Origin of the sequence: Streptomyces sp. NPDC006923 (assembly GCF_040635655.1) — a bacterium.
Taxonomy (GTDB): domain Bacteria; phylum Actinomycetota; class Actinomycetes; order Streptomycetales; family Streptomycetaceae; genus Streptomyces.
The window spans coordinates 135,881-158,713 of record NZ_JBEYIF010000007.1; the positions used below are offsets into that span (position 1 = coordinate 135,881).

Annotated in this window: 18 protein-coding genes; 6 read left to right on the forward strand and 12 right to left on the reverse strand. The window is 69.8% G+C overall.

Features of this window, described 5'->3' with window-relative positions:
• Window positions 1-34 precede the first annotated feature (34 nt).
• Both ABZ707_RS16280 and ABZ707_RS16285 read right to left on the reverse strand, forming a co-directional pair.
• Window positions 35-868 (reverse strand): methyltransferase domain-containing protein, encoded by an 834-nt coding sequence (locus ABZ707_RS16280; RefSeq protein WP_360174203.1) that lies wholly within the window; start codon window positions 866-868, stop codon window positions 35-37.
• A gap of 368 nt (window positions 869-1,236) precedes the next feature.
• A complete protein-coding gene (locus ABZ707_RS16285; protein ID WP_360174206.1) occupies window positions 1,237-4,134 on the reverse strand; it encodes a BTAD domain-containing putative transcriptional regulator in 2,898 nt (965 codons plus the stop codon).
• A 315-nt stretch (window positions 4,135-4,449) separates the two neighbouring features.
• Here ABZ707_RS16285 and ABZ707_RS16290 point away from each other — a divergent pair, with 315 nt between their 5' ends.
• Complete coding sequence (locus tag ABZ707_RS16290) at window positions 4,450-5,022, forward strand: SDR family NAD(P)-dependent oxidoreductase (RefSeq protein WP_360174209.1); 573 nt, start codon at window positions 4,450-4,452, stop codon at window positions 5,020-5,022.
• 237 nt (window positions 5,023-5,259) lie between these two features.
• Here the strand turns inward: ABZ707_RS16290 and ABZ707_RS16295 are convergent, their stop codons facing one another.
• Window positions 5,260-5,454 (reverse strand): hypothetical protein, encoded by a 195-nt coding sequence (locus ABZ707_RS16295; protein WP_360174212.1) that lies wholly within the window; start codon window positions 5,452-5,454, stop codon window positions 5,260-5,262.
• A gap of 941 nt (window positions 5,455-6,395) precedes the next feature.
• Here ABZ707_RS16295 and ABZ707_RS16300 point away from each other — a divergent pair.
• Complete coding sequence (locus ABZ707_RS16300; protein WP_360174215.1) at window positions 6,396-7,040, forward strand: LuxR C-terminal-related transcriptional regulator; 645 nt, start codon at window positions 6,396-6,398, stop codon at window positions 7,038-7,040.
• A gap of 33 nt (window positions 7,041-7,073) precedes the next feature.
• Here ABZ707_RS16300 and ABZ707_RS16305 read toward each other — a convergent pair whose 3' ends face one another.
• Window positions 7,074-7,694: a TIGR00730 family Rossman fold protein gene (locus ABZ707_RS16305; RefSeq protein ID WP_360174218.1), complete on the reverse strand. Its 621-nt coding sequence runs from the start codon at window positions 7,692-7,694 to the stop codon at window positions 7,074-7,076.
• Window positions 7,695-8,045: 351 nt separating this feature from the next.
• Here ABZ707_RS16305 and ABZ707_RS16310 point away from each other — a divergent pair, with 351 nt between their 5' ends.
• The 3 genes from ABZ707_RS16310 to ABZ707_RS16320 all read left to right on the forward strand — a co-directional run bounded on the left by ABZ707_RS16310 (window position 8,046) and on the right by ABZ707_RS16320 (window position 10,493).
• A complete protein-coding gene (locus tag ABZ707_RS16310) occupies window positions 8,046-8,216 on the forward strand; it encodes a hydrophobic protein (RefSeq protein ID WP_360174221.1) in 171 nt (56 codons plus the stop codon).
• A gap of 571 nt (window positions 8,217-8,787) precedes the next feature.
• Window positions 8,788-9,672 (forward strand): aminoglycoside phosphotransferase family protein, encoded by an 885-nt coding sequence (locus tag ABZ707_RS16315; RefSeq protein WP_360174224.1) that lies wholly within the window; start codon window positions 8,788-8,790, stop codon window positions 9,670-9,672.
• Window positions 9,669-10,493 carry an NUDIX domain-containing protein gene (locus ABZ707_RS16320; RefSeq protein WP_360174227.1) on the forward strand — a complete coding sequence of 275 codons (825 nt, stop codon included), beginning with the start codon at window positions 9,669-9,671 and terminating at the stop codon, window positions 10,491-10,493. Before ABZ707_RS16315 ends, ABZ707_RS16320 begins: the two co-directional genes overlap by 4 nt.
• Window positions 10,494-10,674: 181 nt before the next feature.
• Here the strand turns inward: ABZ707_RS16320 and ABZ707_RS16325 are convergent, their stop codons facing one another.
• Together ABZ707_RS16325 and ABZ707_RS16330 are read right to left on the reverse strand one after the other, a co-directional pair.
• Window positions 10,675-11,136 (reverse strand): anthrone oxygenase family protein, encoded by a 462-nt coding sequence (locus ABZ707_RS16325; protein WP_360174230.1) that lies wholly within the window; start codon window positions 11,134-11,136, stop codon window positions 10,675-10,677.
• A gap of 133 nt (window positions 11,137-11,269) precedes the next feature.
• Window positions 11,270-11,602 carry a hypothetical protein gene (locus ABZ707_RS16330; RefSeq protein ID WP_360174233.1) on the reverse strand — a complete coding sequence of 111 codons (333 nt, stop codon included), beginning with the start codon at window positions 11,600-11,602 and terminating at the stop codon, window positions 11,270-11,272.
• Window positions 11,603-11,797: 195 nt separating this feature from the next.
• Between ABZ707_RS16330 and ABZ707_RS16335 the strand changes: the two genes are divergently transcribed.
• A complete protein-coding gene (locus tag ABZ707_RS16335) occupies window positions 11,798-12,583 on the forward strand; it encodes a DNA-binding response regulator (RefSeq protein WP_360174236.1) in 786 nt (261 codons plus the stop codon).
• A 77-nt stretch (window positions 12,584-12,660) separates the two neighbouring features.
• On the opposite strand, the gene ABZ707_RS16340 is transcribed toward ABZ707_RS16335, so the two are convergent.
• The 6 genes from ABZ707_RS16340 to iolB form a co-directional block, all read right to left on the reverse strand.
• Window positions 12,661-13,518, reverse strand: coding sequence for an ABC transporter permease (locus tag ABZ707_RS16340; RefSeq protein WP_360174239.1), 858 nt, complete (start codon window positions 13,516-13,518; stop codon window positions 12,661-12,663).
• Window positions 13,515-16,145: an alpha/beta fold hydrolase gene (locus ABZ707_RS16345; RefSeq protein WP_360174242.1), complete on the reverse strand. Its 2,631-nt coding sequence runs from the start codon at window positions 16,143-16,145 to the stop codon at window positions 13,515-13,517. The genes ABZ707_RS16340 and ABZ707_RS16345 overlap by 4 nt, the downstream gene beginning before the upstream one ends.
• Before the next feature lie 175 nt (window positions 16,146-16,320).
• Entirely contained in the window at window positions 16,321-18,162 is a 1,842-nt protein-coding gene (asnB, locus tag ABZ707_RS16350; protein WP_360174245.1) for an asparagine synthase (glutamine-hydrolyzing), read from the reverse strand.
• 358 nt (window positions 18,163-18,520) lie between these two features.
• A complete protein-coding gene (locus ABZ707_RS16355) occupies window positions 18,521-20,020 on the reverse strand; it encodes a CoA-acylating methylmalonate-semialdehyde dehydrogenase (protein ID WP_360174248.1) in 1,500 nt (499 codons plus the stop codon).
• An 11-nt stretch (window positions 20,021-20,031) separates the two neighbouring features.
• Window positions 20,032-21,918: a 3D-(3,5/4)-trihydroxycyclohexane-1,2-dione acylhydrolase (decyclizing) gene (gene iolD, locus ABZ707_RS16360; protein ID WP_360174251.1), complete on the reverse strand. Its 1,887-nt coding sequence runs from the start codon at window positions 21,916-21,918 to the stop codon at window positions 20,032-20,034.
• Complete coding sequence (gene iolB, locus ABZ707_RS16365; RefSeq protein ID WP_360174254.1) at window positions 21,915-22,820, reverse strand: 5-deoxy-glucuronate isomerase; 906 nt, start codon at window positions 22,818-22,820, stop codon at window positions 21,915-21,917. The genes iolD and iolB overlap by 4 nt, the downstream gene beginning before the upstream one ends.
• Between the last annotated feature and the right edge of the window lie 13 nt (window positions 22,821-22,833).

Sequence of the window (22,833 nt, forward strand, 5' to 3'; positions counted from 1 at the left end):
GGACACTCCGCCGCGCCGCCAGGCCCGGGCGCCGTCACCCCGCCCTGCGGCCCCATGCCGTGAGTACCGCGAGGGAGAGGTCGTGAAAATCGGGCGAGGCCAGCTCCCGGTACGCGGCCTCGAAGTCGTTGTCGTCCGCCAGTCCTGCGGCCACGACGGCCGGCCGTGACTGCTCCAGATTCAGCCGCCACCACTCCGCCTCGTCGTCGCCGCCATGGACGAGCTGAATGCGGGCGTCGTGCCCGATGTCGACGAGCCCGGCCTTCTCCAGCGGCACCGGAAGCGTGCGGGCCCAGCGGGTGTCCGAACCGACCGACTGCTCAAGGTGCGTACGGAACGCCCGCATGATGGTGCGATAGGCCGGATGCGGGGAGTCCAGAAGCGGGAAGGACGCGGGCTCCTCCACCAGCAGCATCCCGCCCGGCTTGAGCCACTCGACGAGCCGGGCGACCGCCCTGTCCGGGTCGGGCAGATGGATCACCACATACCGGGTGTGGATGAAGTCGAACGATCCGGGTGGGAAGTCCTCCGTGTACATGTCGTGTCGCAGCACCCGGACACCGCGCCCGGCCAGCTCGTCAAGGAATGTGGTGTCCAGATCGGTCACGGTCACCCGGGCATCCTGTTCGGCCAGCCACCGGGCCACCGATCCTCCGCCGCCGCCGACCTCCAGGACCTGGTCCCCCGGCTTCAGCCCGAGCGACGTGAAACGCGAGCGGGTATGCGTGTCCAGGACGGACTGGAGCAGGCCGAGCCGCCGCCGTTCGCTGCTGATCGCGTGGCTGAACATCCCGTCGCGGTAGCGCTCCTGTGTCCACTCCCATCGCTCTCCCGACGGCCGCTTCTCAGGAGTTACGGGTGCGTTCATGCGGTCTCCTCAGCGTCCCGGCGGCAAGGCGGCGGGCCGGACGCGCACGGCGGCGGGCTGGTCGGGACCGGCGCGCCGCGACCCTGCCGAGCCGGTCACGACCACCGGGGGTGGAAGCGGTGTCACGGTGGCAGTCCCGGCCGGGGAACACGCACGTTTCCCCACCAATTGGCCGAATATGGCGATTCCATGGCCCTGGACGCTCTCTTGCGGAACCGGGCCTTCCCCGTCGAGCCGACCGGATGTCCTGAAGCGTGTCCGGGAGCGGCGGCAGGAGCGCGGCCCGTCAGCCGCCGTCGGTCAGCCGTCAGCAGCGCCGTCAGCCCGCCTTCAGCACCGCCCCGACAATGACGGACCGTGCTCCACCTTCACGACGTCGGGCGGCTCTCCGGCCCGGGGATTTTCACACTGATCTCCGCTGCCCAGGAAGGATCGAGTTCGCCGAGGATGGACAGCGCGACCTCCCAGTGCCGCCGGGCGGTCTCGTCGTCACCGGCACGCTCATAGCTGTCACCGAGGCGGCTGTGGCTTCCGGCCCGGTTGTAACTGTCCTCGTGCTCCTCGAAGAGGGCGACGGCCTGCTGGTAATACCGGATGGCCATCTCGTGGTTGCCCAGATGGTCGTGGGCAAATCCCAGGGTGTCCAGGACACGGGCCTCTCCGAGACCGTCGCCCAGCGTGCGATGCAGAACAAGAGCCTGGTGGGCGCGGGTGACGGCGCACTCGCCCTGTCCCGACAAGGTGAGAAACCAGCTAATGGAATTCATCGAGTCGGCCTGTCCGCCGAGATGTCCGACGGACCGGTACAGGTCCAGCGCGGCCTCCGCGTGCCGAAGCGCGGCCACCTGTTTGTTTTTGCGGGTCATCACCCAGCTCAGCGCCCGGTGCGTATGCGCCTGCCCGCGCGCGGATTCCAGCTCCGTGAACAGGCGCAGCGCACGCTCAAGATGACACAGTGCCTGGTCGTATCTGCGCAGCAGTGAATACGCGCGGCCCAGCCCACGATGTGAGTAGGCGCGGGCATTGAGGTCCTCCGACGTGCCCGCCGCTTCCAGGGCTTCACGCTGTACGGCGGCCCATTCGTGCCAGTCACCGCGCAATTCCTGGAAGCGGTCCAGGGAATGGGCCAGTTGCCATGCGTGGTCCGGCAACTCCGCCTCGGCCGCCCGGTGTACGGCCGCCGCCAGGACATGTCGCTCGGCGACGAGCCAGTTCATCGCGGCCGCCTCGGCCGGGAACAGGGCTGGCGGCGGATCCTGGCTGAAGGCACTCTCCGGGTCGATGAGCGCGGCAGCGGCCTTCGCGTGCAGGACGTAGTGGTTCAGTACCCGCCGGGTCGCCGTTCGCCGGGCGGCCTCGGTCTCATGGATACGCGACAACTCGGAGGCATAGGCGTGCAGAAGATCGTGGTAGGTGTACCGGCCCGGCAGGTGTTCGGAGACCAGCCGGGAAGCGGTCAGTTCGCCCAGCGCGACCCGTGCGTCGGAGACCGGCAGGTCCGCGAGCGCAGCCGCCGCCGCGAGGGTGACGTCGGGTCCCGGGCGAAGGGCCAGCAATCGGAACAGCCTGGCGGCCCGTGGCGAGAGTCCGGTGCAGGACCAGGAAAACACCGTGCGCACATCGACAGCGCCGTCAGGTCCGGCGAATCCGTCGAGCGTGCCGTCGGTCTGCCGCAGACGCTCGGCGACAGAGGCCAGGGAAAAGCCCGGGTGTGCCGCGGCCCGCGCCGCCACGATCGCCAGGGCCAGCGGCAGCTTCGCGCAGAGAGCGATGATCTCCAGCACCGCCTCGGGTTCCGCGGCGACACGGCCGGCGCCGAGGCGGCGAACCATAAAGTCCTGTGCGTCGTCCGGAGTGAGCACGTCCAGCGCCAGCGGATAGGCGCCTTCCTGGGCCACCAGGCCGAGCAGTTGATTACGGCTGGTGACCAATACCAGGCAATTGGGGGTGCCGGGGAGCAGCGGCCGTACCTGACGGGCGTCCGCGGCGTTGTCCAGCACCACCAGAAATCTTTTCCCGGCGAGCATGCTGCGATAGAGCGCGGACTGGCCCTCGATGTCGCCCGGTATGCGCTGGGGAGCGACTCCTATCGCGTGCAGAAAGTAGTGCAGCACCTCCTGGGGGCCGAGCGGCGGGCGGGTCGGATCGTAGCCCCGGAGGTCGATATAAAGCTGTCCGTCCGGGAACCGGTCGGACAACAGGTGTGCCAGATGCACTGCCAGAGTCGTCTTACCGATCCCGGCCGTACCTTCGATGGCGCTGATCACCAGGGTCTTTCCGGGACCGTCGTCGCGCCGGCCGACCAGAGCGAGGACGCGGTCCAGCTCGGCCTGCCGGCCCACGAACGACGGTGGGTCGAGCGGTAGCTGGGCCGGTTTCGGCGCCGCCCGGCCGAAGGAGGCCGGAGTGTCGCCCTGGTCGGCGAGATGTCCCGCCGCCGTGCCGGATGCTTCGGCGTGGGTGTCACGCGCGGCGTGGGCGCCCGGCGGGAAACCAAGTCCGCCCACGATCCGCCGGTGTGCCGCGCGCAGCTCCGGGCCTGGCTCGATGCCGAGTTCCTCCAGGAGTTTCTCGCGTATCTCCTCGTACTCCGCGCATGCTTCCGCCTGATGTCCCGCGCCGGCCAGGACCAGCAACTGCTGTGCGCGCAGGGCCTCGTCCAGCGGGCGGTGAGCCACGGCACTCTGCAGTGCGGGAAGCACCCGATGAGGCGCGCCCGCTCGCAGGGCGATGGCCCCGGCTTCACAGAGTGCCGCCGTGATCTCGCGGTCCAGCGAGGCGAACAGCGGATTCCGGCGCACCTCGTCGGGGATGCCCTGGGCGACCGGACCGTGCCAGAGGTCCAGTGCCTGTGTCGCGCGGCGCAGCGCCCGCGTCGGCTCCCCGGCCTGACGAGCCTGTTCCATCAGCCCCCGGAATTTCAGCAGGTCGAGGGTGTCCGCATCCACACGCAGGCAGTAACCGCCGCCGCTGGGGAGAATCCATCGGCCCGTGGCGCGGCGTGGAAGTCCGGGCTGCAACAGCCGGCGCAACTCACCGATGTGCCGGTGCACCACATTGACGGCGCTGTCCGGTGGCCACTGCCCCCAGAGCGCGTCCACGATCTCGGCCACACTGATCGGTGATCCGGCACGGACGAGCAACGCGGCGAGCAGGGCACGCCGCCGTGGCGGCCCCAGCGGGAGCCGCGTCCCGTCGCGGAAACCCTCCAGCGGACCGAGCAGTGTCCAGCGGACGGCATCCGCTGTCAGAGTCTCAGGCACCATCAAAACCTTTGGTCGTCGCGGCGGAACCGGTCCCGGAGACCCCACGCCGCGAGGCATCGCTCCTCGTCGCTGTCCGGACGGCTCCACTCCCCGCCCGGCTCCGCGCGAGAGTCCGCCGCCGCCCCGGCGAAAGCATTTTACGCGACTGAATTGTGCACCATGTTCCTGGGTCGGCACACCGCCTCCCGCTCCACGGTACGACGTCCCGCCTTTCCCCAAGGGCGCCTCCGATCACGGATGGCATTCCCCGAGTCACCGAGCGTTCCGTCGTCCATTCGCCGTCCGCCCGTCGGGAGCAAATGACCGTCGCTCGCCGTGCGGCATTCCGGCGCAATTCATTTCGCCGGTCCGCCCGCCCGTCGCGATGCCTTCAAGGGCAACATCGGGGCGTGGACAGGCAATTCGCTTCCGGAGTTCATCGATCTCCGGCGGCAGGGCGCGGGTCATATCGTCCAGGTCTCGTCCATCGCCGGACTCACCGCGTTTCCCACCCTTGGGATCTACCACGCCTCCAAATGGGCCGTCGAGGGTTTCGCCCAGTCGCTCTCCCAGGAAGTCGCCGGCTTCGGCATCCGCGTCACCCTGGTGGAGCCGGGCCGCTACGCCACCGACTGGGCCGGGTCCTCAGCCGTCCACGCCGAGCGGCTCCCCGCCCACGAAGCGCTGCATGAGGCGATCGCCGCCGCTTACGCCGACACGCTCCCGCCGGGCGACGCGGCCGACACTCGGGACGCGATCCTCCGTATCGTCGACGCCGAAGAGCCGCCCCTGCGGGTCTTCCTGGGCGAGGGGCCGCTTCAGATGATCACCAGCGACTACACCGCGCGGCTTGCCCAGTGGGCCGAGTGGGACGACATCATCCGCGCGGCCACTCAGCGGACCGTCTGACACCGGCGGCGTCCCGGAGACCGGTGACCACCGGTCGAAGCCCGGGCGGGCGGCTCCTGGGAGAGCCCGCTCGCCCGGGCTTCGCGCTCCGGCACCGGGGGCGTGTACGCGGTACGGCGTCCGCCTCCGCGCTCTCGTAGTCTCCGGCGCGCGCTCCGGTACACGGCTCCGGTACACCGCTCCGGTACAGGAAAAACGAGAGCCGGCCGGCTGTCCGCCGGCACATCCAACGCGCTGCTACGAGATGTCCACCACGCGTACCGCCGCGGTGCCGCCGCCGGTCGAGTGCATGACGATGTCGAGCAGATAGCGGTCGCTTCCCGGTGACACCACGGTGCGGGCTCCCGGCCGCAGTCCGGGGCTCAGGGTGACATTTTGTTCGCCCGGCTCCGTGCCGCTGACGGACTCGATGGTGACCGTTTCGGTACCCACGTTCACCAGGGTCACGGCTGCGACCTCGGGGCATCTTCCGCGTGTGACAGCCGAGCAGTTGAAACGGACGTCTCCAAAACCGGCACGGTCGCAGGAGATTTCTGTATCAAAATCAAAGTCCACCGTACACACCTGTCCCACGCGCAGGACCTCGAATTGGGCAGAGGGTGCGGGCGCGTCCCGGAGGCCGCCCGCACCGACAACAATTCCCAGGACGACCCCGGCCAGGGCAGCAGCGGCGAGAAGGCAGAGAACAGGTCTGAACACAGGAAACCTTTGAAAACGTGCGGCCATATACGCAGCACGGCCGAAAAGTCATGCCCGATGTGAAAGTCTCGTCCAGTCAACCAGACGGCAGGAATGAACACTTCACGCAGGCGTATCTCTTCCCTTTGGGGAAGGGGCTCTGCCTGTTGAGGCAAAAAGCCCTCCCGGACCGCCGGACCGTGCCACACAGGACTCGGACACACACGGCCGGTGTGGCGCCGTGGCGGGCGAGCCCTGAACAGTGTTCCGTCCCTCACCGCGAATGGAATCCCTGGCGTGGCGTGGCGGGATATGTCGACGCGGAGGTGGTCGGAGCACGAACACGGACGGATGGCCTGGTCAACCGCTACCTGGACCGGTCAGACGAGCCGCCTCCGTCGATCCGGGGCTGGGCACAGCGCTTCTGCGTGTGATCAATCTGGTGGATCCGCCGAGTCGGCTTCTCACGCCTCGGAATGTGTATCGCGTGTTCCGATCGAGCGCCTGCGCGGCGAAGAAAAAGTCTGTCCGATAGCTCCGGATGCGGAGTGGAGCGGGACGGCTCCACTCCGCCGCCTTCCCGGCGCGGATATCAGCGGCCGGCTCATCACCACAGTTCATAGCTTGAAACTGGCCCGTTCGGCGCATGCTGCCGCAATCCTGTGATTTCTGGGCCAGGAGGGATCTGTACTGCCATGCAAGACTTCGAAGGGCCCGTTTCCCTGGGTGTCGTGGCAAGCGACCCGATCACCAATGCCGGGGTTCGCGCCTATCTGCGTTCACGCACGGACATGTATCTGGTCCCGGAATCCCAGTCCTGGGAGGCGGATGTGATCATAGCGCTGGAAATGGAGGTGACCGAAGAGACACTGCGCCGCATGGAGAGCTCGGTGAAGGAGCGAGCCGAAAGGCATATCGGCATCATGCTCGTCACGGACTCGATCCAGGAGAAACATCTCGTACGAGCCATCGCACTGGGGCTGGTCAGTGTTCTTCCACGCTCTTCTTCGACCCTTGCCCATATCGGCCAGTCCCTGCTGCGCATCAGCGGCGGCGAGGCCGACCTTCCCGCACCCCTTGTGCGTTCTCTCATCCAACAGGTGCAGGCGATCAACGTGAATATTCTTGAGCCTCCTGGGCTGACACCCAGCGGTCTGACCAGAAGAGAGGCCGATGTTCTGCGACTGCTCGCCGACGGATACGACACCGCCGCGATGGCTGAACGGCTGCGCTATTCCGAGCGCACGATAAAAAATATTCTCCGCGGCGTGATAGAGCGTCACAACCTGCGCAACCGGACGCATGCGGTGGCCTATGCCCTGCGCTCCGGAGCTCTCTGATCCGAAGACGATCGGGTGCCAGGGGTGCCAGGGCTACATCGCGGCGGGGGAAGCCGCCGGCAGCAGCGACGCGGTCGGCGTGAGCGCCGGGCTGACCAGGAGGTCCAGGGCCTCGTCCGCGCCGGACGCGACCTGGATGACCACGCGCTCCTCCGGACTGATGAAGCCGTCGGAGACCATGTTGTCCAGAAGCGTCAGCAGCGGATCGAAGAATCCGCCCTGGTTGACCAGCACAAGCGGCTTGTGATGGATGCCGAGCTGATTCCAGGTCGCCACCTCCAGCAGCTCGTCCAGAGTGCCGAGGCCGCCGGGGAGCACCGCGAATCCCGTCGCGAGCCGGTACATCAGCGCCTTGCGTTCGTGCATCGTCTCCACGACGATCACCTCGCTGCGCGACTCGTCCGGCTGCTCGCGTTCGTACAGATGCCGTGGAATGACCCCGGTGACAGGGGCACCCGCGTCCAGGGCGGCGTCCGCGACCGCGCCCATGATGCCGATTCCTCCGGCGCCGTATACCAGTCCTGTCCCCCGCTGTGCGAGCGCGCCGCCGAACTCGGCCGCCAGTCGCAGGTGCTGAGGCCGGGCCCCGGGGCGGGCGCCACAGAACACCCCGACGTGTTCCACCCGCGCCGCCGGCACGGGCCGATGCGTCATTGCCTCTTCACCGGCCGGAACGTCCGTCATACGACCCACCGCTGGTCCCCTCTCGCCGCCATTCCACTTGATCACCACACAACGTATCGGACCGATTACGCTTCGTGAAGAACGGCCCTTCCGGGGCCCGTCCGACGCGTCCCGCCGTCCGGGGGCCCCGGCTGCCGGGTCCGGCGGCGAACCCGGCACGACCGGAGCGCGGCACGCCCGTATCCAGGGAGGCCATGACCGAGGGGGCGGGGCGGCGCGGGCCATGCCCCGGAATGGACGGGGAAAACAAATAAAATACGTACGTTTCCCGCGCATGACCGGAAATACCGAGGGCACACGGCTGCTCGGAGGTTGATAACTATGGTTCCCCTGATACTGGTTCTTCTGCTCGCCCTGATTCTCTTCGGTGCCGGTTTCGCACTGAAGGCATTGTGGTGGATCGCGATCATCGTGCTGGTTGTCTGGCTGATCGGATTCGTCGTGCGCCCGACCTCGGGAGGCGGCAAGCGCGGCCGGTGGTACCGCTGGTAGACCGATCGCGCTGAAAACAGCGGCGAAGTGGGCGGGGCCCGGACGACATCGTCCGGGCCCCGCCCACTTCGTCCACCGGTGTCCCGTGGAGGTGTCCACCGGGTGTCCCGCAGAGACGGCCCCCAAGGCCGGGCAGGTGTCCCCGCCGCTTTCGCCCCGTCTGTTTCGCCGACGAGGCCCGCGCCGTCCCCGGGGTCCCGTACCCTCGCCTCACCGCTCTCCTGCAATCCCCCGATCGAGTGACCACCCACCCCACGAGTGGTTCGAACGCTCCATCACAGCCCACGGACCCCGCCGCGCACGGCTCTCACGTCAGGCTCGAACGTTTGTTCTATGATTCCCTCCGCGTGCCCCGTTACAGGCCCTTGATCAGGTCCGTTGTCCGGGCGCCCCACCAGACCACCGCGCACTTCGGAGGAATCATGCGTCCTGTCCCCGCTCCCACTCGCGTCGTCGCCGGCCATCCCGTGTTCGAGAGCGGCGGCGCGACCGTCCTGGTGGGCGCTCGCCCGGTTGACGCCCTCGGCCGCCGCGCCGGCATGTCATCACGACCGTCACCGAGGTGGGGTGCATGAGTCACGCCACACCCCTGCCGGCACCGCTCCGGACGTGGGCGGAGCGGTTGATCGGACCGCTCCACGCCGTGCACGACGCGTCGCACGCGCGGGAGAACTCACGGGTATGGGGCATCACCGGAGCCCATGACCGGCGCTTCTTCCTCAAGCAGGCACCGACCGCGAAGTTCTACGAACGCGAGACCTTCGGATACCAGTCGGCTGTACCCGCCCTGGGATTCGGCAGCGCCCCACGGCTCGTGGACACCGACGCCCGGCAGTTGGCGCTGCTCCTGACCGCGGTCCCCGGCGCACCCGTCTCACGGCTCGCCCCGGGCGGTGCGCAACGCCGCACGGCGCACCGGCAGCTCGGGGCGCTCCTCCGCCGTCTGCACGGGACGGAGAGGATGCCCGCCTCGGGTGCCAGGGAAGCGGTGGCGGCGGCCGAGCGCACGGCCGCCGACGTGGAGAAACACCTCGCGCGCGCCGGGGACCTCCTGACCGGCGACCGCCGCGCACGCGCGCGCCGCGCGGCGGGGCATGTGCTCGCGCTCACCGACCGGCTGACACCCGGCCATATCCACGGCGACGCCCAGGAACGCAATGTCCTGTGGTCGGGGCAGGCGGCGGTCATCGACTTCGAGCGGTCCCGGTACGCCCCGGCCGTACAGGACTTCGTACGGCTGGCCTGCGGGCCGTGGCAGGAACGCGCCGATCTGCGCGCCGCGTTCTTCCAGGGCTACGGCCGCTCACTGACCGACGCGGAGCGCCAGGTGCTGCCCTCCCTGGCGGCGCTCGACGCCGTGAGCTGTCTGGCGTACGGGCCGGCCAACGGCGACGACGAAGTCACTGAACGCGGCCTGCGCACACTGGCCCGACTGGAGCGGGGGACCTTCGGATGAGCGATCACTGTGTCTGCGTCGTCGAGGAGCGCGACGAGGCCGGCGGATGCCTTGTCCTCGATCTCCGGGGCGGGGCCGGGCGCTGCGGCGCCCACGCCGATCCGCCCCGGCTGCCGGCGTCTCTCACGGAGCAGGTCCGGCCGGGCGGGCGGCTCGAACTCGCCGTACGGACCGGGGATCTCACACCGGAGCTGTGGGAGGACCTGCTCGTCGAGGCCGGCTTCACCGTCGAGGAGATCCTTCCCCTCGGCGGCGGGGCACCGGGAGGGCCCGTTGACGGCCGGCTCATCCGGGCTCGACGGCGCGCGACCCTGCCGCGCCCTCGCGTGACCAGCCGGCCCCGCGGCGCCCGGCCGCCCGCTGCTCATGCCACGATCGGCGTCGGGGTGATCGTGCGGGACGGCGCCGGCCGTATCCTGCTCGGCCTGCACCACGGAGGCACGTGGGAACTGCCCGGGGGCAAGATCGAACCGGGCGAGTCCGTCGGCGCCGCGGCCGTACGCGAACTGCTTGAGGAAACCGGCCTGCGCGCTTCCGAGCAGGACGTGACCGTGTTCGCGATGCTGCACGACACGGTCACGGGCCTGACGCGCGTGACCATGGCGGCCGTACTCACGGTGTACGAAGGCGTTCCTGTGGCGGCCGAGCCGGAACTGGTCGGCGAGTGGCACTGGACCGGCACCGATGAGCTGCCGAGCCCGCTCTTTGTGCCCTCCGCGCAGATCCTGACCGCCTGGCGGCCGGATCTCGACATCGACCATCCACCGGCCCACCTGCTGGGCATCGCCGGTCCTTACGGTCGGGGAGCGGCGCCCGCGTAGCGGCGACCGCCGTGTCGCCGGCCGCACCGCGAGGCCCGGGACCGCCGGGGCCCGGGACCGCCGGGGCCCGGGACCGCCGGGGCCCGGGACCGCCGGGGCCCGGGACCGCCGGGGCCCGGGACCGCCGAAGAACGCGGCGCGTCTCCGACGGTCCCGGGTCTGTCCCGCGAGGACGTCCGGGTCAGGACAGCGTGGCGCTGACCACCAGGACAAAAGCGGCCACGGAGAACAGGGTGCGGATCCGGTGGCAGGCGTTCCAGCGGGACTCGAAGGCCGCGCGCGCGACGCTGTCCGGTGAGGAAGTGGAGGCGGCCAGCGCGTTGTTGAGCGGGACATTGCCGCCGATGGTGATCAGGTGGTTGACGACGGCGCAGACCAGTCCCGCCACCAGGAGCCACCGCTGATTCTCCGAGCGTCCGTCGACGGGCACGGCGAGGGCGGCGGCCGGAAACGCCACGATGGCGAAAAAGGTCAGGAGGAAGACGGGACGGGGCACAAGCTCGTTGATCCTGCGCATGGCCGGTACGAATTGCGCGTCCGTCAGCCGGCCCAGGGCGGGCATTATGCCGACCTGGAAGATAAGGAAGTAGCCCGCGTACAGACCCGTGGAGATCGCGGCGAGAGCGAGCAGCAAAGTGGCCATGCCGAACATCATGGCGCACTACATACCCTGCGTGGACCGGTTCTTGAGCGGTTGTCGATCAGGCCCGGACGATCGATTCCAGGGGGCCGGCTCCCCCGGTGGCCGGGCGTCCGGGGCCCCCAGGAGCCTCCGGTCAGCCCTCCTGCCAGCTCACGCTGCCGACGCCGGAGCCGCCGCCGCAGGTCGCCGACGACCAGCCGGACCAGCCGGGTCGCAGGGTCTGCCAGGCCCCGTAGGCGTCCGGCCACCATCCGCAGACCACAACCGCCCGGAAGGCGACCACCTGCCCGCTGTGGTTGGTGCAGTCCGCCCTGCCGGTCCAGCCGTCCGTGCTGGTCGAGCAGTTGAGGAGTCCGGCCGGGCCGACCCGGTCCGCCGCCTGGACGCTTCCCGTGGCCGGCGACAGCACCACCAGGGAAAGCGCCGCCGACGCGGCCAGGAACGTGCCGGTCAGTCGCTTGTTCATCGTGATCTCCCCATCGTCTCGCGCGTCTTGGCCCGTCTCGTGCGGGTCGAACACCAGAGTGCGGGAGAAAAGACCCATTTGCTGAGCGTCTGGCATGGAGTCGCCACACTCTGAACTGGCACTTGTCACAGTGTGCAGTCGTGTGAGTACATGGAGTGGCGTACGGCTCCGAGGGGATGGCGGGGGTGGTCAGCCGTGGCAGAAGTCTCAGGTTCTGTGCTCAACAGGTCGACGCTGTCGGTGGGCGTGGTGCGGGAGGACGTGGTGGACACGCTCCATCCGCCGGGCCGGCCCATCCGGGGAGTCCGGCAGGTGATGGCGACGCTCACCGCCCTGATCCGCTCCACTCGGCGCGAAATACTCGTCTTCGACGACCCGGGCAGTTGTCTGGGGCAGGCCATCCCGGAGCAGTTCCTCGAGTTCGCGGGGGCCTGTGTGCGCGCGGCGGGCGAGCGGTCCGGCCCGAGCCACAGCGGTGGTGGCGGCGGCAGAGCGCGGGGGCGCCCTTCGGCGATCAGCGTCCGCAGGATCGTGCCCCGGCACGGGCTGGCAGGGCTGCCGTCTCCGCTGCCCCGGCAGTTTCCCGGACGGGTCAGACAGACGGACTCCATTCCGTTCAAGATGGTCCTGGTGGACCGTGCGGTCGCCGCGGTCCCGCTCGATCTCCAACTCCACTACCACGGGGTGTTGCTGATCCGCGATCAGGCGGTCGTCCAGGCATTGGTCCGCACCCATCAGACATGGTGGGAGACGGGTGAGGAGCTTCCCACGGCCATGGTCCCCGCGCCCGGAGTCATGCCGGGACAGCTACGGCCCGTGCTGGAGGCGCTGCTGGCCGGGCTCACCGACGAGGCGGCCGCGACAAGGCTGGGCATGTCCAGCCGGACCTACAGCCGCCGGGTCGGCGACCTGCTCACCGCTCTCGGCACGACAAGCCGCTTCCGGGCGGGCGCGGAAGCGGCTCGTCGTGGCTGGATCTAAGGCGTGCTTCGAAAGTCCCGGCGGGCGCGCGACGGCGGCTGCGTCGCTCGCCACGGCGTCGGAACGCCCCGGGCGCGCTACGACACGATGTCCTTGCGGGAGAACCCCCGGAAGGCCAGCGCGAAGAGCACCACGGCATAGGTCACCGACACGGCTGTGCCCTTCACCATGCCGCCCCACTCCATCTGCGGCTGGAGTGCGTCCGCCCACGCGAACTGCCAGTGCGCGGGGAGGAATTCCCGCCAGGAGCCGAGCGCCGTCACAGCGTCCAGCACATTGCCGATGATCGTCAGACCGACCGCGCCACCGACCGCGCCCAGCGGGGCGTCGGTCTTGGTCGACAACCAGAAAGCGAGCGCAGCGGTGACCAGTTGGGAGACAAAGATGAAGGCGACGATCAGCGCCAGCCGCGGCACGGTGTCGGCGGTGGCCAGAGAGCCACCCGTCGGCAGTTCGAGCGGGCCCCAGCCGTAGGCCGCCGTGCCCGCCGCCAGCGCGACCAGCGGCAGCAGCACCATCGCCGCCGCGCTCATCCCGAGCGCCACCGCCAGTTTGCTCCAGAGCAGCCGGGTCCTCGGCACGGGCGCCGCGAGGAGGTAGCGCAGGGAGGACCAGCTCGCCTCGGAGGCGACGGTGTCCCCGCAGAACAGCGCCACGGGCACCACCAGCAGGAAGCCCGCCGAGACAAAGAGACAGGTGGCGGCGAAGTTGGCGCCGGAAGCGGTCGCGGTGTCCATCAGGCTCAGCCGGTCGTCCCCCTCGCCTCCGGGGGTGCCCCCGATCGCGAAGGCCACGATCAGCACAAAAGGCAGGACGGCCAGTACCGCGCCCATGGCCAGCGTCCGCCTGCGCCTGAGCTGCCGCAGCGCCTCGACCCGCAGCGGCAGGGTGTGCCGCGCCCGGTAGCCGGGGGCCGACTCGGTCAGCGTGCTCATGCGGAGCCTCCGGAGATCAGGGTGAGGAACGCGTCCTCCAGGCGGCGGTGCGGTCCGACACCCGTCAGCGGTACGTCCAGCCGTACCAGCTCGGTGATCAGTGCGCTGGTGCTCGCGCCGTCGAGCTGGACCAGCAGGCCGTCGTCCGTGCGGACGGCGGAGCCGACACCCGTCAGCGCGCCGATCTTCTCGACGACGGGCTCCGGCACCTTCTCGGCGGTGGTGATGAGCAGGGTGTCGCCGGAGCCGGTGATCTGGGCGACCGGACCGGCCTGGACGAGCCGGCCCCGGTGCATGACAACGAGATGTGTACAGGACTGTTCGACCTCGGAGAGGAGGTGGCTGGAGACGATGACGGTCCTGCCGCCGGCCGCGTATCTGATCATCACGTCCCGCATCTCGCGGATCTGGGGCGGGTCGAGACCATTGGTCGGTTCATCGAGGATCAGCAGATCCGGCATACCGAGCATGGCCTGTGCGATGGCCAGCCGCTGCCGCATGCCCTGGGAGTAGGTGCGTACGGCCCGCGCGAGGGCGTCACCGAGGCCGGCGATCTCCAGGGCCTCCTCGATATGGGAGTCCTCGGCGGGCCGGCCGGTCGCCTGCCAGTACAGCTCCAGATTGGCCCGGCCCGACAGATGCGGCAGGAAGCCCGCTCCCTCGACGAACGAACCGACCCGGGAGAGCACCGGCGCGCCCGGCCGGATGGCGTGCCCGAAGACCCTGATCTCCCCCGCGTCGGGGCTGATCAGCCCCATCAGCATGCGCAGGGTGGTGGTCTTGCCGGCACCGTTCGGACCGAGCAGCCCGAGCACCTGTCCCTTTTCGACCCGGAAGGAGAGATCGCGGACCGCATAGCGGTCGGCGGACGCGGAGTAGCGCTTGGTCAGATCCGTGATCTGGAGCGGTACCCCGGCGAGTGCGGGATCGGGCGCGGGTGCGACGGTACGGCGCCGTGCGGTGAGGAGCAGTGCGGCCGCGACCAGTACGCCCATGGCCGGAAGCCCCCAGGTCCACCAGGGCAGCGCGGTGGAGCCGGTGGTGAGAGCGGGCATCGTCGGCACGGTCAGGGCGCCGTCCACGGTGACGTGGTAGGTGGCCGGAGCGACCGGAGAGGCATAGCCGAGGTCGGTGGCGGCGAGGACGACCCGCAGCCGGTGTCCGGCCTCCACGAGGTGGTCCACGGCGGGCATCGTCAGCTCCACGGTCCTGCCCTGTCGCGCGTCCTCGACCCTGACGGGGGTGACGAGTTGCGAGGGCAGCACCTGGCGGCGGCCGTCGGGGCCGACGTCGTAGACCTTGCCGAAGAGCACCGCGTCACCGCTGCTGGAGGTGACGGTCACCCGGACGGTGGGCGAGCCGGTGATCCGCAGCGGTTCACCGAGCGGACGGGAGTCGAAGTGGGCGTTCTGTCCCGGGAAGTCGACGGAGAGCCCGACGCCGAGCGAGGAGAGCTGGGAGAGCCCGCCGGCGACGCCCGGTACGGCGGAGATGGCGGGCGGCGCCGCACCCGCGGGGTTGGCGAAGGCCGCCGTGCCGCCGCTGAGCGGGACGCGGGTGGCGCCGCTCGCCAGGCCGGGATAGCGGTCGCTGCTCGCGCCGCGGAGCTGGGTGCGGCCATCGGTGGAATCGACGCCGCCGGTCCTGCTCACGCGGAACGCGGGCCCGGTGTCCGCGGCCTTGTCGTCCTTGAGATAGCGGTCGAACCACGAGGAGATCCGGCCCTGGACCCGGTCCGCCTCCTGGTCGCCGCCGTCATGGCCGCCGGCCGCCCAGTCGACGTCGACGGGAGCGCCGTTGCCGCTGATCGTCTTCGCCATGGCGTCGGCCTGGCCGAGCGGGAACAGTGAGTCGGACTGACCCTGGACGATCAGGGCGGGCACATCGATACGGCTGCCGACGGCGGACGGGCTGCGCTGTTCCAGCAGCTCACGGGCGGCCGCGTCGGGTCGTCCTGAGACGGCGACCCGCTGGTACATCTCGCACAGCCGCTTCTCGAACGTGGTGCAGCCGCCACCGGTGGAGAAGAAGATCCCGGCCCAGAGCTTTTTGAAGACGCCGTTGGGAAAGAGCGCGTCGGCGAGGTTCCAGTAGGTGATCTGCGGGGCGATCGCGTCGACCCGCTTGTCGTATCCGGCGGCGAGCAGGGAGATGGCGCCGCCGTACGAGGCACCCGTCACGCCCACCCGGGGATCGCCCGTGCCGTCGAGCCGCACCTCGGGGCGGCGGGCCAGCCAGTCGATCATCCGGGAGACGTCCTTGACCTCGTGGTCGGGGTCATTGAGCCCGATCTCACCGGTGGACTTCCCGAAGCCCCGCGCGGACCAGGTCATCACCGCGTATCCGTCACGCGCGAGCTTCTCCGCCTGGGCCCGCACATCGGTCTTGCTGCCGCCGAACCCGTGCCCGATCAGCACGGCGGGCCTGCGTCCGCTGCCCGCCGTGAAATAGGAGGTGTCGATCCGGGCGCCCGGCATCGCCAGCACCTGGTCCTTCCGCTGGACCGTGGGCGCGCCGTCCGAGGCGACGGCGGTCCAGGTGCCCGCCCCGGCGAGCACCAGGACGGCGGCGGTGCCCGCGAGCCAGCGTGTTCTCAGCCGGGACCGCCGGGGGGTTCGGATCTCCATGCTTGAACCCTAAACGGGTAGCGGGCCCGGTAACGCTGACACCAGTCGGAACTCGGGGGCCTCCTCGGGTAGTACGGCATGGCGCCGCCGTACACCAGACGCGGTACGCCGGGCCGCGCGGAGCCGCCGCCTTGATCCGGCCTTGATCCGCCGGGAGAGGTGTTCGCCGGGCCGCTCAGGAGAGCGAGACCTCCGGGTGGTAGAGGTCCAGCCAGACCGCGAGGTCCAGGGTGCGTTCCAGGCCGTAGCGCGAGGCCATGGTGATCTGCGGGATGTGCCGTTCCGCCGCCCGCCTGAGCCTGTCCGGGTCCACCAGCCCGAAGACCGGATGAGAGGGGTCGGCCAGCAGGTCCTTGACGTGTTCCTGGAGGGCGACCGCGTACTTCGGGTCCTGGGTGGAGGGATAGGGGCTCTTCACCCGGTCGTAGACCGACTTCGGCAGGACATCGGCGGTCGCCTCCCGCAGCAGGCTCTTCTCCCTGCCGTCGAAGGACTTCAGGGACCACGGCGCGTTGTACGCGTACTCGACGAGCCGGTGATCGCAGAAGGGCACCCTGACCTCCAGGCCGACCGCCATGCTGGCGCGGTCCTTGCGGTCCAGCAGCACCCGGACGAACCGGGTCAGGTGCAGATAGCAGATCCGGCGCATCCGGTACTCGAAGTCGCTCTCGCCACTGAGGCGTTCGATGTCCGCGACGGCCGTCTTGTAGCTGTCGTTGATAAACCCGGGCAGGTCCATGGCCCTGTTCACCTCCGGCCGCAGCACATCGGCCTCGTCTCCGAAGTACTGGTCGGAGCGCACCAGCCAGGGGAACATGTCGGCCCGTCTGGCCTCCTCGTCGAAGAACTGGAGGTATCCGCCGAAGACTTCGTCGGCCGACTCGCCGGAGAGCGCGACCGTCGAGTGCTCCCGGATGGCCCGGAAGAGCAGATAGAGGGAGGCGTCCATGTCTCCGAGACCCATGGGAAGGTCCCGGGCCCTGATCATGCGGGCCCGGACCTCCGGGTCGGCCAGTTCACTGGAATCGAGCACGATGTCCTGGTGCTCGGTGCCCGAGGCGCGCGCAACGTCATGGACGAAGGGTGTGTCAGGGGTGCCGCGCAGGCCGTCGGCGACGAAGTGCTCCGTCTGGCCGACGAAGTCGACGGCGAAGCTGCGGACGGTCTCCCCGGTCCCGGCCAGTTGCCGGGCCGCCAGCGCGGTCATGGCGGAGGAGTCGAGGCCGCCGGAGAGAAGCGTGCAGCGCGGCACGTCGGAGACGAGCTGACGGTGCACGATGTCTTCCAGCAGCGTGCGCACACGCGCCACCGAGGCCGCCTTGTCATCGGGGTGGGGCCGGGTCTCCAGGGACCAGTAGACGTGCCGGCGCGGGCCGCCTCGGTCCACGGTCACCACGGTGCCCGGCTCCACCTCGTACATGCCGTCCCACACCGCGTTGCCGGGCGTCTTGACGAAGGCGAACACCTCGCGCAGCCCGTCCAGGCCGACACGGGCGCGGGCGAGCGGGTTCGCGAGGATCGCCTTGGGCTCGGAGCCGAAGAGCACTCCGTCGGGGGTCGGGTAGTAGTAGAGCGGCTTGATGCCCATCCGGTCGCGGATCATCACCAGCTTCTGGTCCCTGCCGTCCCAGACGGCGAAGGCGAACATCCCGTTGAGGCGTTCGGCCACGGCCGCGCCCCACTCCAGATAGCCGTGCAGGACGACCTCCGTGTCGGAGTCGGTGAGAAACCGGTGGCCTCGGCCGGTCAGTTCGCGGCGCAGTTCGGTGAAGTTGTACGCCTCGCCCGAGTAGACCAGCGCGACGGTGCCCCGGGGGGTCTCGAAGGTCATCGGCTGCCGGCCGCCCGGCAGGTCGATGATCGCCAGCCGCCGGTGTCCGAGGGCCGCCGGGCCCTCGGTCCAGGTGCCCCGGGCGTCGGGGCCCCGGCAGGCCATCGTCTCCGTCATCGCGTCCAGGGTTTCGGACGCGGCGCGCAAATCACGGTCGAAGGAGATCCATCCAGTGATGCCGCACATATGTGCCCTCCTGCTTCCGATCGGAGGCCGAGGTGCAGGTCGGGGGCCATGGACGGGCAGCGCGTCCACGGGCAGGACGCCGCACCGGGGCGGATCAGTTGTATGTAACATCTATATTACGACAGTGGCTCAAATGACTCATTCTTAGCCAATACCGTTAATGCCACCGAAACATTCGGAATCGGGCAGCACGCCTACATGGACCGGCCGCGCCGAGGAGCCTGCCCGAACCGGTCCGGGTTCGCTCGAACCGGCAAACCGGCACGAACCGCCGCATACCACCGTACGACTACGGCCCGTACGGATGCGAGAAACCGTACGGGCCGTAGTCGGCCTGCCCCACGAGGAGGCGGGAGGGTCAGTGGTTGCGCGGGAAGCCCAGGTCCACGCCCGTGGGGGCCTCCGAAGGGTCCGGCCAGCGGGTGGTGATCACCTTGCCGCGGGTGTAGAAGTGCACGCCGTCGTTGCCGTAGATGTGGTGATCACCGAAGAGCGAGTCCTTCCAGCCGCCGAAGGAGTGGTAGCCGACAGGAACCGGGATCGGCACGTTCACCCCGACCATGCCCGCCTGGATCTCCAACTGGAAGCGGCGGGCGGCACCGCCGTCGCGGGTGAAGATGGCCGTGCCGTTGCCGAACGGCGAGGCGTTGATCAGCGCGACGCCCTCCTCATAGGTGTCCGCGCGCAGCACACACAGCACGGGCCCGAAGATCTCGTCGCGGTACGCGTCGGAGTCGGTGGAGACCTTGTCGAGGAGCGACAGGCCGATCCAGTGGCCGTCCTCGAAGCCGTCGACCGTGTAGCCCGTACCGTCCAGGACGACCTCGGCGCCCTGGGCCGCCGCGCCCGTGACATAGGTGGCGACCTTGTCCCGGTGGGCCCTGGTGATCAGCGGACCCATCTCCGAGGCCGGGTCGTCCCCCGGACCGATCTTGATCTTCTCGGCGCGCTCGCGGATCCTGGCGACCAGCTCGTCGCCGATCGCGCCCACGGCCACGACCGCCGAGATCGCCATGCAGCGCTCACCGGCGGAGCCGTACGCCGCCGAGACGGCCGCGTCCGCGGCGGCGTCCAGGTCGGCGTCCGGCAGCACCAGCATGTGGTTCTTGGCGCCGCCGAGTGCCTGGACCCTCTTGCCGTTGGCGGAGGCCGTCCTGTGGATGTGGCGGGCGATCGGGGTGGAGCCGACGAACGACACCGCCGCCACATCGGGATGCGCGAGCAGCGCGTCCACCGCGGTCCTGTCACCGTGCAGGACATTCAGCACGCCGTCGGGCAGGCCCGCCTCGGCGGCCAGCTCGGCCAGCAGGACCGACGCCGAGGGATCCTTCTCGCTGGGCTTGAGCACAAAGGTGTTTCCGCAGGCGATCGCCAGCGGGAACATCCACATCGGGACCATCGCCGGGAAGTTGAACGGCGTGATACCGGCGACGACTCCGAGCGACTGCCGGATCGCGGACACGTCCACCCGGCCGGAGACCTGCGTGGACAGCTCGCCCTTGAGCTGTGTGGTGATCCCGCAGGCCAGCTCGACGATCTCCAGACCGCGCGCGACCTCACCGAGCGCGTCCGAGTGCACCTTGCCGTGCTCGGCGGTGATCAGCGCGGCGATCTCGTCGCGGTGCGCGTCGAGCAGGGCGCGATAGCGGAAGAGAATGCCGGTGCGCTGGGCGAGGGACGAGGTGCCCCAGGTGGCATAGGCGGCTTTCGCGGCGCCGACGGCCGCGTCGACCTCCGCCTCGGAGGCCAGCGCGACCCGGGTGGTGACGGCGCCCGTCGCCGGGTCGGTGACCGGTCCCCAGTTGCCCGACGCGCCCTCGACGGTCTTGCCACCGATCCAGTGGTTGACGGTCTTCATTGCGTGCTCCTTCACAGATGGCGGCGCCGGGCAGTCACGTGCCGGTCGTACTCCTCGCGGGCCTTGACCGCGGGCGCGCGGCCGGCGGTCTCGGCCACGGGAACATCCCACCACGCCTGGGCCGGAGGCACGCCGGACACAGTGTCTGCCGTTTCGGTCTCCACATAGACACATGTGGGGGCGTCCGCCGCGCGCGTCTCGGCGAGGGCCTCACGCAGGTCACGAATGGTCTTGGCGCGGATCACCCGCATGCCGAGAGACGCCGCGTTGGCGGCCAGGTCGATGGGGAGCGGGGCACCGGTGTACGCGCCGTCGGCGGCCCGGTAGCGGTAGGCGGTGCCGAAGCGTTCCGCGCCGACCGACTCGGAGAGCCCGCCGATGGACGCGTAGCCGTGATTCTGGAGAATCACGACCTTGAGGGGTAGCCGCTCCTGGACGGCCGTGACGATCTCGGTGGGATTCATCAGATACGTACCGTCCCCGACGAGCGCCCAGACGGGCCGGCCGGGGGCCGCGAGCTGGACGCCGATGGCGGCCGGGATCTCGTAACCCATGCAGGAGTAGCCGTACTCGACGTGGTACTGGTCCCGGGCGCGGGTCCGCCACAGCTTGTGGAGATCGCCGGGAAGCGATCCGGCGGCGTTGATGACGATGTCCTCACCGGTGACGAGCGCGTCGAGTGCTCCGAGGACCTGTGCCTGGGTGGGGCGTACGAGATCCTCGTCGTCGACCTCGTCGGCCGTGAACGCGGCCTCGACGCGATACTCCCAGCGCTCCTTGTCCCCGGTGTACTCGGCCACGTACTCCGGTGCGACCTGGTGTCCGGCGAGCCCGGCGGCCAGTCCTTCCAGCGCCGTGCGGGCGTCCCCCACCAGCGGCTGGGCCGCGAGCTTGTGGGCGTCGAAGCCGGTGACATTGACATTGAGGAAGCGGACGGCGGGATGGGCGAAGAGCGTGGCGGACGCGGTCGAGAAATCCGACCAGCGGGTGCCGACGCCGATGACCAGGTCCGCCGTCCTGGCCAGTTCGTCGGCGGTGGCGGTGCCGGTGTGACCGACACCGCCGACATCGCAGGGATGGTCGTACGGCAGCGATCCCTTTCCCGCCTGGGTGGAGGCGACCGGGATACCGGTCGCCCCGGCCAGCGCGGCGAGCGTCTCCTCGGCCGCGCTGTGGTGCACACCACCGCCCGCGACAAGCACGGGCCGGCGCGCCGCGCGCACCAGCCGTACGGCCTCGGCCAGCTCGTACGGATCGGGCGGCTGACGGCGGACGCGCCAGACCCGCTCGGCGAAGAACTCCTCCGGCCAGTCGTGTGCCTCGGTCTGCACGTCCTGGGGCAGCGCGAGCGTCACGGCTCCGGTCTCGGCCGGGTCGGTCAGCACCCGCATCGCGGCGAGCGCGGCCGGGATCAGCGCCTCGGGGCGGGTGACCCGGTCGAAGTACTTCGAGACGGGCCGCAGGGCGTCATTGACGGAGACATCGCCCGCGGAGGGAACTTCGAGCTGCTGGAGGACCGGATCGGCGGGGCGGGTCGCGAAGGTGTCGCCGGGGAGCAGCAGCACCGGGAGGCGGTTGATGGTGGCGAGGGCGGCACCGGTGACGAGATTGGTGGCACCGGGGCCGATGGAGGTGGTCACGGCATGGGTGGACAGGCGGTTGCTCTGGCGGGCGTAGCCGACGGCGGCGTGCACCATCGCTTGTTCGTTGCGGCCCTGCAAGTACGCCATGTCCGCGCGGGATTCGACAAGGGCCTGGCCGATGCCCGCCACATTGCCATGGCCGAAGATGCCCCAGGTGGCGTTGATCAGCCGCTGTCTGCGGCCGTCCCGCTCGGTGTACTGCCGGGACAGGAAACAGATCAGCGCCTGGGCGACGGTGAGGCGGCGCGTGCTCATCGGGGGCCCTCCTCGGCTCCGTACAGCGGCAGGCGCGGGTCGACGGCCTGCCCAGGCCAAGTGTCCCGGATCCAGCCGTGGTCGGGATGGTCGCGGATCAGCCACTCCCGGGACGCGCCGGGTCCCGCCATCACATTGAGGTAGTACATGTCCCGGCCGGGCGCGGCGATGGACGGGCCGTGCCAGCCGTCGGGGATGAGGACGGTGTCACCGCTGCGGACCTCGGCGAGGACGTCCGTACCGCCGGGGCGCGACGGCGAGACCCGGTGGTAGCCGAGGCCGTCGCCGGCGATCTCGAAGTAGTAGATCTCCTCCAGCTCGGACTCCACGCCCGGCTGGTGCTCGTCGTGTTTGTGCGGGGGGTAGGACGACCAGTTTCCGCCGGGCGTGAGCACTTCGACCGCGATGAGCCGGTCGCACTCGAAGACACCGGCGGCGGCGAAGTTGTTGACCTGGCGCGAGCAGCCGCCCGCGCCGCGCAGTTCGACCGGAACCTCCGGCGCGGGGCCGTAGCGAGCGGGGAGTCGTCGCTCGCACTTCGCTCCTGCCAGGGCGAAGCGGCCTCCCGCACCGGAGGCGATCTGTGCATGGGCGTCGCGCGGGAGGTACGCGAAGTCCGTGACTCCGCTGAACACGCTTTCCCTGCCCAGCAGTTCAAAGAAATCGCCGTGCGTGTGCACCGTACAACCGCCGGTGAGCGGGAGTACGATCCACTCGCTGTCGCCGGTGGCCAGCGCGTGGGTACCGCCGGGCGGGAGATCCAGGACGCGCAGACTGCTGTGGGACCAGCCGGCCCGCCGGGGATCGATGTCGAGGGTGTACGGTCCCGCCGCGGCGCTGCCCGCGGGCACATGGCCCTCGTACGGCTCACTCCGCTCACGCTGCTCGTCGTCGGTCGTCATGATGTGTCCGTAC